We start from the raw sequence: 14,002 nt of genomic DNA, 5'->3' as shown, positions 1-14,002 counted from the left end.
TAGGCATGTTAATAATGGCCCATGGTGGTTGGACCGATTCATCTTGGTTGAGTTTCGTAAGCTGTAATCTGTTCTATTGCATAATCGTAATGGTCCTGTTATGGAGGCTACAGTTGATTCCGTTCAGCTCCATAATTTTAAGAACGGCAGTCAGACTTTTATCCCTGGAAAAGGTGGCGGTAAAAAAGCGTTCTTTCATTGTTCCTGTGTATACTATATCTACATTATACCATCTTGATAGTTGCCGCATGATGATGTGTAACTCTGTTTGCTTAAACTGGAAAATATTTTGTTTCCAGGCGGTAGCTTCATCGGTATCGGCATCGGTATTCAGCTGAAAATCCCCGGCTGTATTTAATGTTAGCTGCTGGCCGGCTGACAACAGTCTGCTGGCATTTGATTTTACCTGGCTGACCTGTAATTTCCCTTCCACGAGGGTTGTTTTAATTGTTGCTTCATCGTTGTAGGAATTTATATTAAATGCGGTGCCCAGTACTTTAATTACCTGGTCTTTACTCTTTACAATAAATGGTTGCTGTGCGTTTCTGGCTACATCGAAATAAGCTTCACCCGATACCTGCACCACTCTTTCATTAGGGGGAAACGGAACATAGAATGAAGCGGTAGAAGCTACATTGAGCAACAGGCTGGAGCCGTCGGGCAGGGATATGAGCAGTGGTTTGCTTCCTTTGGGAACTGTGATGGTGTTCAGTTCCGGAGCTGCGTTGGTAACACTGCCGTGATAGGAAATACTACTTCCGCTCAATTTCTGTCCCAGCTGGTTGCCGGGTAATAGGGAAGTACCATTTCTTACGCTATCGAGGTACAGTTTTTTGCCATTGCCCAGTGTAATAAATGCCCTGGTGCTGTCGGGTGCTGCTATATCCATGACCGGCCGGGTAGTGGTGGCTACCGGCAAAGATGGATGTGTATTGAATTTTATCAGTGCGGCCAATGTCATCAGGAATGCACTGATACAGGCAGCATAGAGCAAATAACGGTGGTAAGGAATAATTGGTTTTACCCTGGCGCCGGTGTGGACTTCCAGCTTATTCCAGATCCTGGTATCCACTTCTGTTAGCTGTTGCAGCTGACGCTGTACGTTCTCTTCATCAAAAAAAGCTTCCACCATCGCACTGTTTTCAGGCGATGCAGACATCCATTGTTCCAATTCCAGTTGCTCTTCCGCATTCAATTCACCGTGAAGATGCTTAAGGACTAATATGACAATTCTTTCCAGTGGCAGAGACATCTACATGGGATTTTTTGTTCACTTCACTATATAAACACCGGACCCGCAAAAATGTCCCGAGATTTTTTGAAATATTTTTTTACCTGGAAAGCAAGACCAGCAAAAGCATAAAATCCACCTTTAATAAGGTGAGTCGGAGTTGCTTAATGGCTGCTGTTTTCAGATTCCTGACTGTTTTTTCATTTATATTCAGCTGGCGTGCGATTTCTTCATTTTTCATTCCCTGGAGACTAAACTTTATAACGGCGGCGCTTTTCCCTGGCAGTTGCTCTATTTCCAGGTACAGCCGGCGATAGATTTCGGATTCCGGATCTGCAAAAGCTTCAAAGCTGAGTTGATTATTGGATTCCAGCAATGCCAGCTCCTGATGCCTGGCAGTCATCCGTTGGCGGTCGCGCAGGTAATTCAGACAAGCATTCCTGGCAATGGTGCAGAGATACGGCCCTATTTTGGAATCGCTCTCCATGGCACTACGCCTGTCCCACAATTTTACAAAAGTCTCTAAAGTGATATCTTCTGCCGCTTCCCTGTCTGCCACAAATTTCATGGAGAGATGATATACCTGCACAAAATAACGGTTATAGACGGTCTCGAATGCTTTCCGGTCATCCTTAGACATCCTTTCCATCAACGTTATTTCGTCAGTTTGTATAAACACAGAGATTTGAATAGCGGTACCGGGACTAAAATACTAAATAATACTTACTTTAGGTATTTCGTACCTTATAAATCAAATTCAATCATGGAAGACGTAAAAGCCCTGAGCAGTGTTGCCGAATTTCATAGTACATTCAGGCATCCTATTGAACCCAGCCCTGTCATTCCCAGTCAGCAAAGATGCGATTTACGCGTATCCCTGATCCAGGAGGAATTAAACGAACTGAAAGAAGCCATTGCCGGCAACAATATGGTGGAAGTGGCAGATGCGCTTTGTGATCTTCAATATGTGTTATCCGGTGCCATCCTGGAATTTGGCCTTGGCGGGAAATTCAACGCGCTTTTTAACGAGGTACACAGATCCAATATGAGTAAAGCCTGTAAGTCGGTGGAGGAAGCAGAACAAACCATTGCACATTATAATACTACCGCCAATACGGAGTGCTACTATACACAGGTAGATGATCTTTACCTGGTATACCGGAAGTCGGACAACAAGACGCTGAAATCGGTGAATTATTCCGCAGCGCAATTGAACCCGCTGTTATAAATCTCCCTGTGATAAAAACCAGGAGCAGGTATACGGAATGGTATATCTGCTACTGGTGATGTAACTTTGTTTTTCGTTTTCTTACAATTTTAAGGAGGCTTCCCGTGATAATTTTGGTATATAAAAATACATTATCATGAAAAAGCTGCTTTACTCCTTCATTGCTCTTATACTGGTTGCCGGCCTCACTGTTGCCGGTTTAGAACTGTTCAGCCGTTATACGCCCTCCACCCATATTCATCTGGAGGCACCGGTTCAAACAAGAAAATCGATAATCATACATGCGTCTCCGGAAAAAGTATGGACTATCATGAGCGGGGTTAATCAATGGGCCACCTGGCAACAGGATATTAAACATCCAAAGCTGACCGGAAACTTTGAGGCGGGAAATTCCTTTACCTGGGAAAGTGGTGGTTTAAATATCCGTTCCACGATACATACGGCCATACCTTTCTCTGCTATTGGCTGGTCTGGCCCTGCCTTCGGCGCATTTGCCATTCACAACTGGCACTTTACGGGTTTGCCGGATGGTAGTACCCGGGTAGATGTGGAAGAAAGTATGGAAGGATGGCTGGTGACATTGCTGTCGCATAAATTCCAGGAAGGACTTGATACATCGCTTGACAAGTGGCTGGCTGCCCTGAAGACACAGGCGGAACACCACTGATATAAGTGATCACAGGACCTGGAAGGCAGGTCCTGTGATCAACATTAATAATTTACATATCTTTCTTCAAAGCTTCCATCTTTATAAAAATCAATCAATCCATATCCAGGTGCAGTTTCCCGCTTATTACCTTTCCACCAGGCACCACTTACAGCGCCGTTACATAAGTAAGTGACGTTGTTATACACCACTTTATCCCTCAAATGAATATGCCCGCTCAGGCACAATTTTACATTAGGATGCTGATAAAACAATTTAATAATCGCGGAGGTATCTGTGTGCATATCGCCGCCCAGCATTTCCCATCTGTTCACGATATCATCTTCAATCATCAGGGTAGCTGTGAGAATAGGAATATGCGAAAGTACGCATACCGGCATTTTGGCGTCTGTTTGTTTTAATTCATTTTCCAGCCACTGGAACTGTGCAGCGCCCAGTTTACCGATGTACCAGGTGCCATCTACATCCAGGTGTACACTGTCGAGGCAGATAAATTTCCAGCCATTTTTCACGAAGCTGTAATACGGAGAAGATAATTTCAACTGGTCCAGTGCATACTGCTTGCCATACAGGGAAGAAGTTTTATTCTGCTCTTCCCACCAGATATCATGATTACCCAATACATAGTGAGAAGGAATGCTGCATTCTGCCGACATGATAGATTGTACCAGCTGCCATTGGTCGTCGATAGTCTGTTTTTTTTCCTTGTTCATATCAAATACCACGTCGCCGCCATTGAGAATAAAATCTACTTTAGGCGTTTGCTGCTGTACATGATGTAAGCAATCACGGAAATGCTTTGGCGCATCAAAATCATTCTTCAGGTGAATATCTGTCAGATGGGCTACCCGCAGCACAGGCTTCTCTTTGGGCAGGAGATTAGAAAAGGGAACAGCGGGCACGAGTAACAGCCCTCCCATCTTTTTAAAAAGCGATCTTCTTTCCATTTACATATCGGATTATAGATAATAAAACGGGAGGGGCAGGTAATTACCGCTCCTCCCGTTGACCGGACAAATATATCAAGTCAATATTACTACATGATTAACATTTTTAATTATATTTTTTACTAATGTTTATATGTAAAACGAAAAGTGCATCAGAAAAAATTAACAGAATATTCAAATACGCTGAACACTGGCTTGTCTTATATTTAGGATCGGTATAAAAAAGCCGAGTATATGACAACTACACCCGAATTTGCAAAAAACTTTGGTGCACACCCGGTTCCGGAAGCCTTGCAACAGTTGCTGAAATTCCAGGAGGCCACCGGCTTTGAAAGCTACTCCGAAGGATTCGGACTGCTACACGATGATAAATCCGGGCTACAGCATGGATGGTCCGACCACCCCGATTTCCTGGCCCGGCTGTATCCATTTGCACAGGCAAATGGTTCCGGTTCTTTTTATGCTTTATGGCAGTATGATGATACCACCGATTTCAGTGAACTGCCGGTAGTAGTATTCGGAGATGAGGGCGGGGAATTTGTTATTGCAGAAAATATTACCGGGTTACTGCAACTGATCACATTCGACAGTGAACCTATGATTTATGAGGAAATCACTTTTTATAAAGATGAGGACGATGAGCCCAGCGAATACATTGATGCCTATAAAGAATGGTTATTAAGACAATTCAAACTGGAGCCTGTAGAGGATACCACCCACATTATCACTAAAGCACAGGAAAAACACCAGGCGGCTTTTGATGCATGGAAGCAACAATACTTCGGATAAAATAAAAACAGCTGTTGCTTTTAAGGGCAACAGCTGTTCGTTTGTTTATTCAGCTGCCTGCTGTTGTAAAAACCGTGTACCCATTTCCTTCATCCATTGCACATCCTCCGGCACTACCGCCTGGTCTGTTTCTTTTGCCAGATCGTCCCAGTAGCGCATTTTCAGGTACAATTCAAAAAGTGGATCTTCTTCAAATGCTTTAGCTGCGGCAGCTTCCATAGGTCCACCCTGGAAGCCCAGCGTTTTTTTGCTGGCATCTGATAACTGTTCGTAGTAACCGGGAATTTTATAAGTCAGGTAACGCTTTGCGGCCACATGGCTTGCTACCAGCTTTGCCATCTTCTCCGTAAACCCAAGGGATACCAGGTATTCGCCACCCATGCGGTCATGGTCATGTTTACCATAGATGCCCATCTCTTCTCCTTCTTCCAGGAAATGACCGATATCGTGAAAAAAGGCCGCCAGTATTACTTCCTCTTCATATCCTTCTTTATGTGCCAGTTTTGCCGCCTGTACCATGTGCATCAACTGCGTAACCCCTTCTCCGTAATCCAGGTGACCGTAAGTGGTGTATAATTCAAACAGGGTATCTATCTTTTGCTGTGTTGTCATCACTGTTACTTTTAATCTTTATTCAGAAACAATATATCCGCCGGAACGATCTGCTTTGTAATACCTGGCCCTTTGTACCAGGTTTCCAGCCAGAATCCGCCATTGCTGTTGAAATACTCCAACCGTACGGGATGCCGGCCTTTCGTTAGTTCTATGGTACCTCCGCGTTCTATTACGCCATGATCGCCGTCGTTCGTCACCACTTCTTCGTCGTTAATAAATAACTGGCTGCCATCATCCGAGCGGGTATAAAAAACATATTTCCCAGGCGTAGTTATTTCAATGTATCCTTTGAAGACGATACCGAAGGTGCTGTGATCCTTATCCAGCAATGGAAGGATCTTATTTTTATCCAGATGGAATTCGAGGCTTTCCCATTGTTGCGTAGACTTTAACCTGCTGAAAACAGGCAGGTATTTCCAGTTACTCCCCGGATAATATTGTACCTGTAATCCATGACCCTGGGCGGCGTGCAGCACGCGGAAATAAGCACTGCTGGTAGTACTCTCATTTCCTTTCTCATCAAAGGAACGTGCTTTGACTACGGTTGTTTGGGCGAGGTTAAACGGTTGCTGGTAAAGAGTGGCGCTGATCCCTGGTTCGCTTCCATCGAGTGTATAGCGGATACTGCTCTTCTCTGCTACCGGCAGCATTTTCACAGTAGGCGTCTGGTCTACAAACAAGCCACCGGCCTGTTCGTACAACTGCCGCTCCGGATAGATCACCGGTGCAGGCAGCAGGGATTTACCCAACCACAAATTAGCCGGCTCAGTGAAACCCGTGAAAGCGGGTTTCGCCGGACGCCCGGTCCATACATACGGCGGCACTATTTTCAAAGCAAAAGCAATGGTGGCCGCCAGGTCATAGGTGGCCATCTGCTGTTGTATTTTATAGCCTTTCTTTATGCCTTTTCCATACAGGATCATCGCTATTTCCGCTTCTTCTATGGTAGCGCCGCCATGACCGGTACCCACTCCCCCATGGTCTGCCGTTACAATCACCAGCGTATTTTTTTCCATGCCGGCTTGTCTGATAGCGGTGAGTACCTGGCCAATCAAAGAATCTGCTCTTGATACCGCCTGGAAATAGGCGGCGGTACCGTGGCCGTATTCATGGCCGGCAGCATCTACATGATCCATGTGCAGAAAGGCAAACAATGGCTTCCTGTTCACGAGGTAAGTGGCAAAGCTGTCTGTGCTCGCCCCTTCTGTTTCGAAGTGATGATCGTAGTTGACTGCTTTCTTTTCAAACAGGCGGCCAAAGCCATCCCAATGATACACCGCGCCAATTTCTGCAGTTGGCCTGGCCTGCCTTACCACGCCGAAAATAGTAGGAAAAAGTCCTTCTTCTCCCGTAGTAACCGCCGGTAAAGAAGATTCTCCCTTCTCCCAGTCATTATCCTGAACACCGTGCTGCTCCACGCCGGCGCCCATAATCATAGAGGCCCAGTTGGGGCTGCTGCTGGAAGGAAGTACGGTACGTACATTCCATTTCACGGCGCCGCTGTCTATCATCCGGTGCATTACCGGCGTATTGGCTTTCCGGATGCCATCAGGGCTTAATCCATCTATCCCTATCACCACTACGTGCGCAATACCTTCCGGGTAGCGTTCCTTTACCTGTGCGGTAACTGCTACACCTGTTAACAGGGCCAGACAGCCGGTTACAATTGTTTTTCGCATAGTCGTTACTGTTTTTATTATTTATCCCACCAGATACGGGTAAGCATATCATCGGCTCCCTGCCGGCTCACCGCTTCCTGGTAATGCTGCTGATTTAAGCGTTGTTCGGAGATCGGATAACGTGCACGACGCGGCCATACCGTAATGGCGCTGTTAGGGCCTGTTTTGATGTCGGCAGGCACACCGGTTCTTCTCCACTCCGACCAGCCTTCAAAACCATTGTTAAACAATGCGAACCATTTCTGTATACGGATCTTATTCAACTTCTCCGCCGGCGTACCGGTATACGCTACGCCTGTTTGTGTGTAATAGCTGTCGGCCGGAGTAATATCTGCTGCTTTCGGATAATCAAATTTACCGGCGATACGTTCTGCCAGGTAGGCAAACTGATCTTTTATGCCGTTGGCATAATAGGTAGCTGCATCTCCGCTGCTGATTAATCCGCGTTCCCGTGCTTCTGCGAGAATAAACTGTACTTCGGCATAGGTCATCAGTAAGCCCTGTGCAGCTGTTCTGGATGCCTGTGGGAAAGATGCGAGGGGTAATAATGCCGGAGATACAGAAGATTGAAAATCGCGGCCGCCATTATACACTGCTTCTGCACCGGCAGCGATGCCATTAGGCACACCGGCAAATACTTTCTTCCCGTCACGGATACCAGCAGGCGTAGGACTTGCATAATAACCGATACGCGGATCATTCAATGCTTTCAGGTATTTTTCCATGGTAACGGATAAATGAATATCATTGAGCGGTGCATCATTGAACCCCGGAATTTCAAAACCCACATCATTCAGAAAGGTAAAGGCCGCCTGGTTTTCATGAGAAGTAAAAATGGGAAACTGTACGGGATCACTGATAATTGCATTGATTTCCGTACCCACATTTATTTTCAGGTTGCTTTTACCGGATATGCGCATCAGCAAACGTAAACGCAAACTATTGGCAAACATGCGCCAGCGAAGGGGTTTGTTTTCCAGCATAATATCACCGGACAAACCATCTTTGCCGTTTGTGAGTAACGTGTTGGCAGTTTTCAGCATATCCAGCATGCCGTAGTATACATCTTCCTGGGTATCAAATACCGGTAAAAAAACACCGTTTACTTTAGCGCCGGTAGCTTCTTTGAAAGGGATGTCCCCATAAATATCCGTCATTACCTGGAACAGCCAGGCTTTTATTACCAGCCCCACGCCTTCAAAATTCTGCAACTGTTTTTTACGGCTTAATACCAGTAAGTTTTCCACATCTCTGAGCTGACTGAAATTATCCCACAGAAAATAACCCTGTACTTCACTGGGCGCCCAGGCATTGTCAAAACCACTTACATACTGGTTGGCGTAATAATCACCTACGATATTTCCACGGGTGGTGGAGGAGTAAAAATAATTGCGCACCGAATTTTTCAGGATAGCCGGCAGCAACAGTTGCGGCTGATCTACCTGCTGGGATGAATTCGGATTGGTATTGATCTCATCAAAATCCTTTGTACAACCTGTTACCAGTAACAGGCCTGCTACAAAGATACTTATAAGCATATGTGATTTCATGGTGTCAGACTTTAATAACATTAAAAATTAACGTTGAGGTTAAAACCAAAACTGCGGGTAGTGGGAACGCTGAGGTTCTCAAAACCACCTACCAGTCCATCCGGTGTAGAAGCGCCTGTTTCAGGATCGAAATGCGGATTCTTTGTCCATAGGAACAGATTACGCGCTACCACCGAGAAATTCAATCCCTGGATAGGTATCCGGCGGAACATCCGTTTCGGAAAATTATAACCGGCTTTTAGTTCCCTTAACTTGATATAGGAACGATCCAGCAGTTGCGCTTCTGAATTGTGGTCATAGTAGCGTTTATAAAAATCACGAACACCGGCGCCATAAATACCTTTGCTGTAGGTGCCATCAAAAATCTGCAGGTTGCGCTGGTATTTACCATCCGGCATCTGGGCGGCGCCATCGCGGAAGTAAGGTTTATCAGCATCGTATTCGTGACCGGCTTCGCGGCTTAGGCGCGCTTCTGCCGTTTCTGCCAGCTGCCCGTCGCCCATGGCTTTATTCAAAAAGCGGGAAATGATCACGCCGCCATAGCTGATATCCAGCAGTGTTTCGAGGTATACGCCCCTGAAGGCAAAACGGTTCATCACACCGGCGGTCCAGTCGGGGTTAATATTTCCCAGGTGTATAGGATTATCGGTGATCACCGGGCGGCCATTGGAACCGATAATAATTTCGCCTTTCAGGTCACCACTTTCCACACGCTGGAAACCGGGGCCATACAGGGTACCCATTCTTTCTCCTACCCGTGCTTCAATAGTGGCATCTTCACCAGGAGCGGCCTGCACTAATTTATCAACACCGGGCGCCAGTTTTTCAACGCGGCTTACATTACGGGCGAAGTTGACATTCAGGTTCCATTGAAAGGAATTTTTCAGTTTTACCGGAACAGTGCTTAATACTACTTCCACGCCTTTGTTGGAAATTTGACCGGCGTTAATCAACCTGCTGTTGTAACCGGAAGAAATAGGTAACTGCAAGCCCACGATCTGATCGCGGGAAGTGGATTTATAATAGGTAACATCCAGGCCGAGGCGGTTCTTAAACAGCATCAGTTCTGCGCCCACTTCTACAGAACCGGTTCTCTCCGGTTTCAGTGTTTGTCCGCCTTTCAGGCCGCCTTCCTCCACCAGCGAGGGCGTACCGTTGTATAAAGGCTGTGAGTTGTAATACGCATTGATCTGGTAAGCAGCTGTACCATTTCCTACTTCCGCGTAGGCGAGGCGCAGTTTTAACAGATCGATCGACGGCGACATATGCGCAATTTCATTGATCAGCACACTGGTGCTCACAGACGGATAGAAATAGGAATTATGCTGCATAGGCAGTGTACTGGACCACTCATTTCTTCCGGTTACGTCCAGGTATACTTTGTTTTCATAGTTGGCCTGGAAGAAGCCATAGAAGCTATTGATCTTCGATTTACTATAGCTGTTGGAAACACTTTGCGTGCTGCCGCTATTGCCCAGGTTATAGATGCCGGGAATGAGCAGCTGACCGCTGTTGCCATATACACCACGGGCCATAGTTTCCATGGTATTACCACCACCGGAAATATTCCATGCTATTTTACCGAGTTGATTCTTATAATTGACGAGGAAGTCGAAGTTGGTTTCCCTGGCGGTACCTGTGCTTTCGCTATAACTGCCTTTACGGGCATCTACCGTACTTACAGCCAAACGGATCGGTCTAAAATCGTTGATCTGATCTGTTCCGCCTCTTACCATTACGCTCAGGTTATCGAGGATATTGTAAGTGAGTTTGGCCATACCACGGATCTGGCTTTTTTCTTGTCCGTTAGTATTCTCGTATTGATAAAAGAAGGGATTGTTGTGGTCTTCACCGTAGTTATGCTGGAACTGCTGGATCCCTTCAAGACCGGGCTGCCAGTAGTTGCGCAGGCTGTTAATATCCACATCGCGGGTCATCCACAGCAGGAAATACATAGGCGTATTTCTGCCGTATCCGAGTGCCGGGCGGTTGCTGCTTTTGGTAGTGGTATAGCTGATAGAGGTTTCTGCCTGCAGCTGTTTGCTTAACTTATATCCTGCATTGAGGCTAAAGAAATTACGGGTAAGATTGTTGTTGGGCACAATCCCCTTCTCTTCATTATTCGTATAGGCGAAGCGGTAGTTAGCTACATCGTTATTACCGCTGAGAGAAAGACTGTTGAACCGGGTATGTCCTGTTTCAAAAAAGTCGCGGATACTATTGGGATGCGCGACCCAGGGTGTTGGGATGATATCGCCGCGATTGGGCAGGTACACATCTCCCCCTCTGAAACCATTGGTGGTAGGGGAATTGAACTGGTTCTTCAAAGAGCCATCGAATCGCGGGCCCCAGCTTTCATCATTACCATCATTTACACCATTCGGATAAAGCCCGTTGTTGCTGTATCCGAAATTGGAGCCTACATATTCACCATTGTCACCGCGCCCAAAAGAATTCTGAAACTTTGGTAAACGCAGGGGGGTATCCCAGGTGTAGCCGGTGGTATAGTTAACGCCCATGCCTTTTCTGTCTTTCCCATTTTTGGTGGTAATCACGATCACTCCATTGGCAGCCCTGGAGCCATAGAGAGCGGAGGCGGCGGGGCCTTTTAATACGTTTACGGAAGATATATCTGCGGGGTTTAACTCTCCTGCTGCGTTGCCATAGTCGGCGCCTTCTGTAGCAGAAGAGCCGGTGTTGGAAGCAGGCATACCATCTATCACAATGAGCGGCTGATTGGCGCCATAGTTCAGGGAATGTTCTCCCCGGATGGTAATGCGCGCGCTGCTACCTACTGCACCACTGGAAATAATATTTACACCAGCTACCTTACCGGACAGCGAATTGATAAAGTTATTATCGCGTGCTTCATTCAATGATTCGCCTTTTATCTGCTGTACAGCGTAGCCCAGTGATTTCTTTTCCTGGGTAATACCCAGCGCGGTAACTACAACCTGATCCAGCTTGCGCAGATCCGTTGAAAGGGAAACCAGCAGTGGTTCTTCTGCCGTGCGAATCGTCTGACGGGCAGGTTCATATCCGATAGATGAAAATACGAGGATGGTTCCGGGAGCTACGTTTACGCGCCATTGGCCTTTGGTGTCGGTGATGCCTAATGCTTTGCCTTCGGTGGTAACAATGCTCACACCGGGCAAAAATTCTTTGCTGGTGGCATCCATTACACTGCCTTTTACGTCGAGGGTGGCATTTGATTTTTCTTTGGCAGGGCTATGAATGTAGATATTGTCATTCATGATCTTTGTATCCAGTCCTGTTTGTGTGCTGATCTGTTTCAGCAGATCGTTCAGTGTTACAGATGCGGCGGATACATGTATTTTCTGCCGGGCGGAAATATTTTCATCATACAATACAGACAGTTTTTCCTTCTTTTGTAAGATGGTCATGATTTCCCCGAACGTGAGGTCTTTTTTGCCCAATTGAATCACCTTACCTGCTACCTGGGCGTACAGTCCCAGGCCGGCAAAGCAGCAGTACATAAGTATAAGTATTTTTTTCACTTCAAGAAATTTTATGGTGTTACTGGAATGATGTTTTTAAGCGTTTATTCAGGATAAATAAATATGCTGTCGGTTGTCATCTTATAGGTAAACCCTGCCTGGTAACCCAGTCCGTTCAATACTTCGCGGATGCCGTTATCGGTGATGCTGCCGGTCAATGCTACTTTATGATGAAAATCGCCCTGCACCACTACTTTACGATGGTACCACTGTTCTATTTTTGCTGTCATGCTGCCGGCATTATCTTTATAAAAAATAAGCTGGTTATCTTTCAGGGCAGTAGCATTGGCCAGTGTGCTGCTACCTATTACAGCTACGCCTATTTCCGGATGATAGGTGAGCTTTTGCAGTGGTAATACATCGGCATGGATATGTGTGCCATGCACATTTACTTTACCGGTAGCTACGGTCACTTCTTCCACATCACCGGCGCCGGTCATGATGTGAAAAGAGGTACCCAGTACGGTAATTTTCAGATGGGATGTTTGTACGGTAAAAGGCTTGTTCACGGCGGGCATCACGTCAAAGAATGCTTCTCCTGTTAATTGCAGTTGCCGGGAAGTTTTATTAAAGGTGTGAAGATCGTATTGAACACTGGCGTTGTAATGCAGCCAGATCACACTGCTGTCGGGCAACACTACCATTTTCTTTTCCTGCCGGGTGGCCTGAATAGTGACCAGTTGCGGCGTCACAACACTGGCTGGGGGCTGTGATTCACGCAGGAACCAGGCCGCTGAAACCCCTATCAGTACTACTACCGCCGCTGCAGCAGCGTAGCGTAACCAATACCACCGGTTGGCAGGAGCAACAGGTGCGGGCGAGGCTAAACGGGGCATTACCTTCTCCCACTCTTCCTGGACCGTATCTTTTGCGATGATCTGTTCGATAGTGTGGTAGCGGGCCTTCACGGCTTCGTAGGTATTCCTGTTTTCCACAGCAGATTCCAGCCAGTTACCAAAGGCGGCCTGTTCAGCAGGAGTAGCTTCTTCCCGGATTATTTTTACCAGCAGTTCCCAATTCACGATGATGATTTAATACAGGAGCAAATAGCTGGTCGTTGTTCCGCAAAAACTATATTAACAAACTGTTAAGAGAGTGCAGTGAGTAGTGGCAGCAGCAGGAATACCAGATCGGGGTGAAGTCTGATTTCTTCCTGTAGCTCTCTGATGGCTGATTTCAGCTGGTATTCCACTTTCTTATAGGATAGCTGCATCACTACCGCTATTTCTTTATTGTTGAGTCCGAGGAGTTTTAATTCAATGATTTCCCTCCGGATGGGAGACATGGTTTGTAAGATCTTTTCCAGTTGTTGTTTTAATTCCCGGTTTACCAGTTGCTGGTGCTGATCCGGCGTTTGTTCATCGGCCAGGTCTATCAGTTGCTGTACTTCTTCCTGCCGGTTTCTTTCGCGGGACAACTGTTGCAGATAACGGTTGGCACTTCTTCTGGCGCATACCAGCAGGTAGTTTTTAAAACTGGTATGAATGGAGGCGGGATCCTGTTGCCATAGGTTGCAGAACAGCTCTGCGCTGAGGTCTTTGGCCTGTTCTGCATTATTGATAATGCTGTAAATATATTTACAGGTGACCGGGTAATATTCACTGAACAGGAGCTGAAAATGCTCTTTATCCCAATTACCAATACTGCTATCGGTTTGTTTTCTGATAATTTTCATTACTTCCTATTAAGGAATGTAAAAATAGATTAAGTCGGGAATCATCTGCCGGAGGGAGGGTTAAGTTAATAATAAGTTTACATAGGCTAAACCGGGGATGGGA

12 protein-coding genes are annotated in these 14,002 nt (G+C 46.3%); 3 read left to right on the top strand and 9 right to left on the bottom strand.

Features of this window, described 5'->3' with window-relative positions; genetic code table 11:
• Nucleotides 1–73: 73 nt before the first annotated feature.
• Together BMW79_RS09225 and BMW79_RS09220 are read right to left on the bottom strand one after the other, a co-directional pair.
• Nucleotides 74–1,252: a FecR family protein gene (locus tag BMW79_RS09225; RefSeq protein WP_089893525.1), complete on the bottom strand. Its 1,179-nt coding sequence runs from the start codon at nucleotides 1,250–1,252 to the stop codon at nucleotides 74–76.
• Nucleotides 1,253–1,331: 79 nt separating this feature from the next.
• A complete protein-coding gene (locus tag BMW79_RS09220) occupies nucleotides 1,332–1,880 on the bottom strand; it encodes an RNA polymerase sigma-70 factor (protein ID WP_089893522.1) in 549 nt (182 codons plus the stop codon).
• 114 nt (nucleotides 1,881–1,994) lie between these two features.
• On the opposite strand from BMW79_RS09220, the gene BMW79_RS09215 reads away from it, so the two are divergent.
• Together BMW79_RS09215 and BMW79_RS09210 are read left to right on the top strand one after the other, a co-directional pair.
• Complete coding sequence (locus BMW79_RS09215) at nucleotides 1,995–2,459, top strand: pyrophosphohydrolase domain-containing protein (protein WP_089893519.1); 465 nt, start codon at nucleotides 1,995–1,997, stop codon at nucleotides 2,457–2,459.
• A gap of 136 nt (nucleotides 2,460–2,595) precedes the next feature.
• Nucleotides 2,596–3,126: an SRPBCC family protein gene (locus BMW79_RS09210; RefSeq protein ID WP_218150294.1), complete on the top strand. Its 531-nt coding sequence runs from the start codon at nucleotides 2,596–2,598 to the stop codon at nucleotides 3,124–3,126.
• 44 nt (nucleotides 3,127–3,170) lie between these two features.
• On the opposite strand, the gene BMW79_RS09205 is transcribed toward BMW79_RS09210, so the two are convergent.
• The gene (locus BMW79_RS09205) at nucleotides 3,171–4,073 is read right to left on the bottom strand and encodes a metallophosphoesterase family protein (protein ID WP_089893513.1); all 903 of its coding nucleotides are present in this window, start codon (nucleotides 4,071–4,073) and stop codon (nucleotides 3,171–3,173) included.
• A 234-nt stretch (nucleotides 4,074–4,307) separates the two neighbouring features.
• On the opposite strand from BMW79_RS09205, the gene BMW79_RS09200 reads away from it, so the two are divergent.
• Nucleotides 4,308–4,862 (top strand): hypothetical protein, encoded by a 555-nt coding sequence (locus tag BMW79_RS09200; RefSeq protein WP_089893510.1) that lies wholly within the window; start codon nucleotides 4,308–4,310, stop codon nucleotides 4,860–4,862.
• A gap of 45 nt (nucleotides 4,863–4,907) precedes the next feature.
• Here the strand turns inward: BMW79_RS09200 and BMW79_RS09195 are convergent, their stop codons facing one another.
• The 6 genes from BMW79_RS09195 to BMW79_RS09170 all read right to left on the bottom strand — a co-directional run bounded on the left by BMW79_RS09195 (nucleotide 4,908) and on the right by BMW79_RS09170 (nucleotide 13,899).
• Nucleotides 4,908–5,474, bottom strand: coding sequence for an HD domain-containing protein (locus tag BMW79_RS09195; RefSeq protein ID WP_089893507.1), 567 nt, complete (start codon nucleotides 5,472–5,474; stop codon nucleotides 4,908–4,910).
• A gap of 11 nt (nucleotides 5,475–5,485) precedes the next feature.
• On the bottom strand, nucleotides 5,486–7,156 hold the full coding sequence (locus BMW79_RS09190) for an alkaline phosphatase family protein (protein WP_089893503.1): 1,671 nt from the start codon (nucleotides 7,154–7,156) through the stop codon (nucleotides 5,486–5,488).
• Nucleotides 7,157–7,173: 17 nt separating this feature from the next.
• Complete coding sequence (locus BMW79_RS09185; RefSeq protein WP_177192094.1) at nucleotides 7,174–8,706, bottom strand: SusD/RagB family nutrient-binding outer membrane lipoprotein; 1,533 nt, start codon at nucleotides 8,704–8,706, stop codon at nucleotides 7,174–7,176.
• Between the two features lie 20 nt (nucleotides 8,707–8,726).
• On the bottom strand, nucleotides 8,727–12,203 hold the full coding sequence (locus BMW79_RS09180) for a SusC/RagA family TonB-linked outer membrane protein (RefSeq protein WP_089893497.1): 3,477 nt from the start codon (nucleotides 12,201–12,203) through the stop codon (nucleotides 8,727–8,729).
• Nucleotides 12,204–12,268: 65 nt separating this feature from the next.
• Nucleotides 12,269–13,246 (bottom strand): FecR family protein, encoded by a 978-nt coding sequence (locus BMW79_RS09175; RefSeq protein ID WP_089893494.1) that lies wholly within the window; start codon nucleotides 13,244–13,246, stop codon nucleotides 12,269–12,271.
• A 65-nt stretch (nucleotides 13,247–13,311) separates the two neighbouring features.
• The gene (locus BMW79_RS09170; RefSeq protein WP_089893492.1) at nucleotides 13,312–13,899 is read right to left on the bottom strand and encodes a sigma-70 family RNA polymerase sigma factor; all 588 of its coding nucleotides are present in this window, start codon (nucleotides 13,897–13,899) and stop codon (nucleotides 13,312–13,314) included.
• Nucleotides 13,900–14,002: the final 103 nt, after the last annotated feature.

Origin of the sequence: Chitinophaga arvensicola, assembly GCF_900110835.1 — a bacterium.
Lineage (GTDB): Bacteria > Bacteroidota > Bacteroidia > Chitinophagales > Chitinophagaceae > Chitinophaga > Chitinophaga arvensicola.
This window is presented reverse-complemented; position numbering and strand designations above follow the sequence as displayed.

What these genes read in the sequence shown, in the direction of transcription:
- BMW79_RS09225 (WP_089893525.1), bottom strand. Translation starts at nt 1,252, where the DNA reads ATGTCTCTGCCACTGGAAAGAATTGTCATATTAGTCCTTAAGCATCTT.
- BMW79_RS09220 (WP_089893522.1), bottom strand. Translation starts at nt 1,880, where the DNA reads ATGGAAAGGATGTCTAAGGATGACCGGAAAGCATTCGAGACCGTCTAT.
- BMW79_RS09215 (WP_089893519.1), top strand. Translation starts at nt 1,995, where the DNA reads ATGGAAGACGTAAAAGCCCTGAGCAGTGTTGCCGAATTTCATAGTACA.
- BMW79_RS09210 (WP_218150294.1), top strand. Translation starts at nt 2,596, where the DNA reads ATGAAAAAGCTGCTTTACTCCTTCATTGCTCTTATACTGGTTGCCGGC.
- BMW79_RS09205 (WP_089893513.1), bottom strand. Translation starts at nt 4,073, where the DNA reads ATGGAAAGAAGATCGCTTTTTAAAAAGATGGGAGGGCTGTTACTCGTG.
- BMW79_RS09200 (WP_089893510.1), top strand. Translation starts at nt 4,308, where the DNA reads ATGACAACTACACCCGAATTTGCAAAAAACTTTGGTGCACACCCGGTT.
- BMW79_RS09195 (WP_089893507.1), bottom strand. Translation starts at nt 5,474, where the DNA reads ATGACAACACAGCAAAAGATAGATACCCTGTTTGAATTATACACCACT.
- BMW79_RS09190 (WP_089893503.1), bottom strand. Translation starts at nt 7,156, where the DNA reads ATGCGAAAAACAATTGTAACCGGCTGTCTGGCCCTGTTAACAGGTGTA.
- BMW79_RS09185 (WP_177192094.1), bottom strand. Translation starts at nt 8,706, where the DNA reads ATGAAATCACATATGCTTATAAGTATCTTTGTAGCAGGCCTGTTACTG.
- BMW79_RS09180 (WP_089893497.1), bottom strand. Translation starts at nt 12,203, where the DNA reads ATGTACTGCTGCTTTGCCGGCCTGGGACTGTACGCCCAGGTAGCAGGT.
- BMW79_RS09170 (WP_089893492.1), bottom strand. Translation starts at nt 13,899, where the DNA reads ATGAAAATTATCAGAAAACAAACCGATAGCAGTATTGGTAATTGGGAT.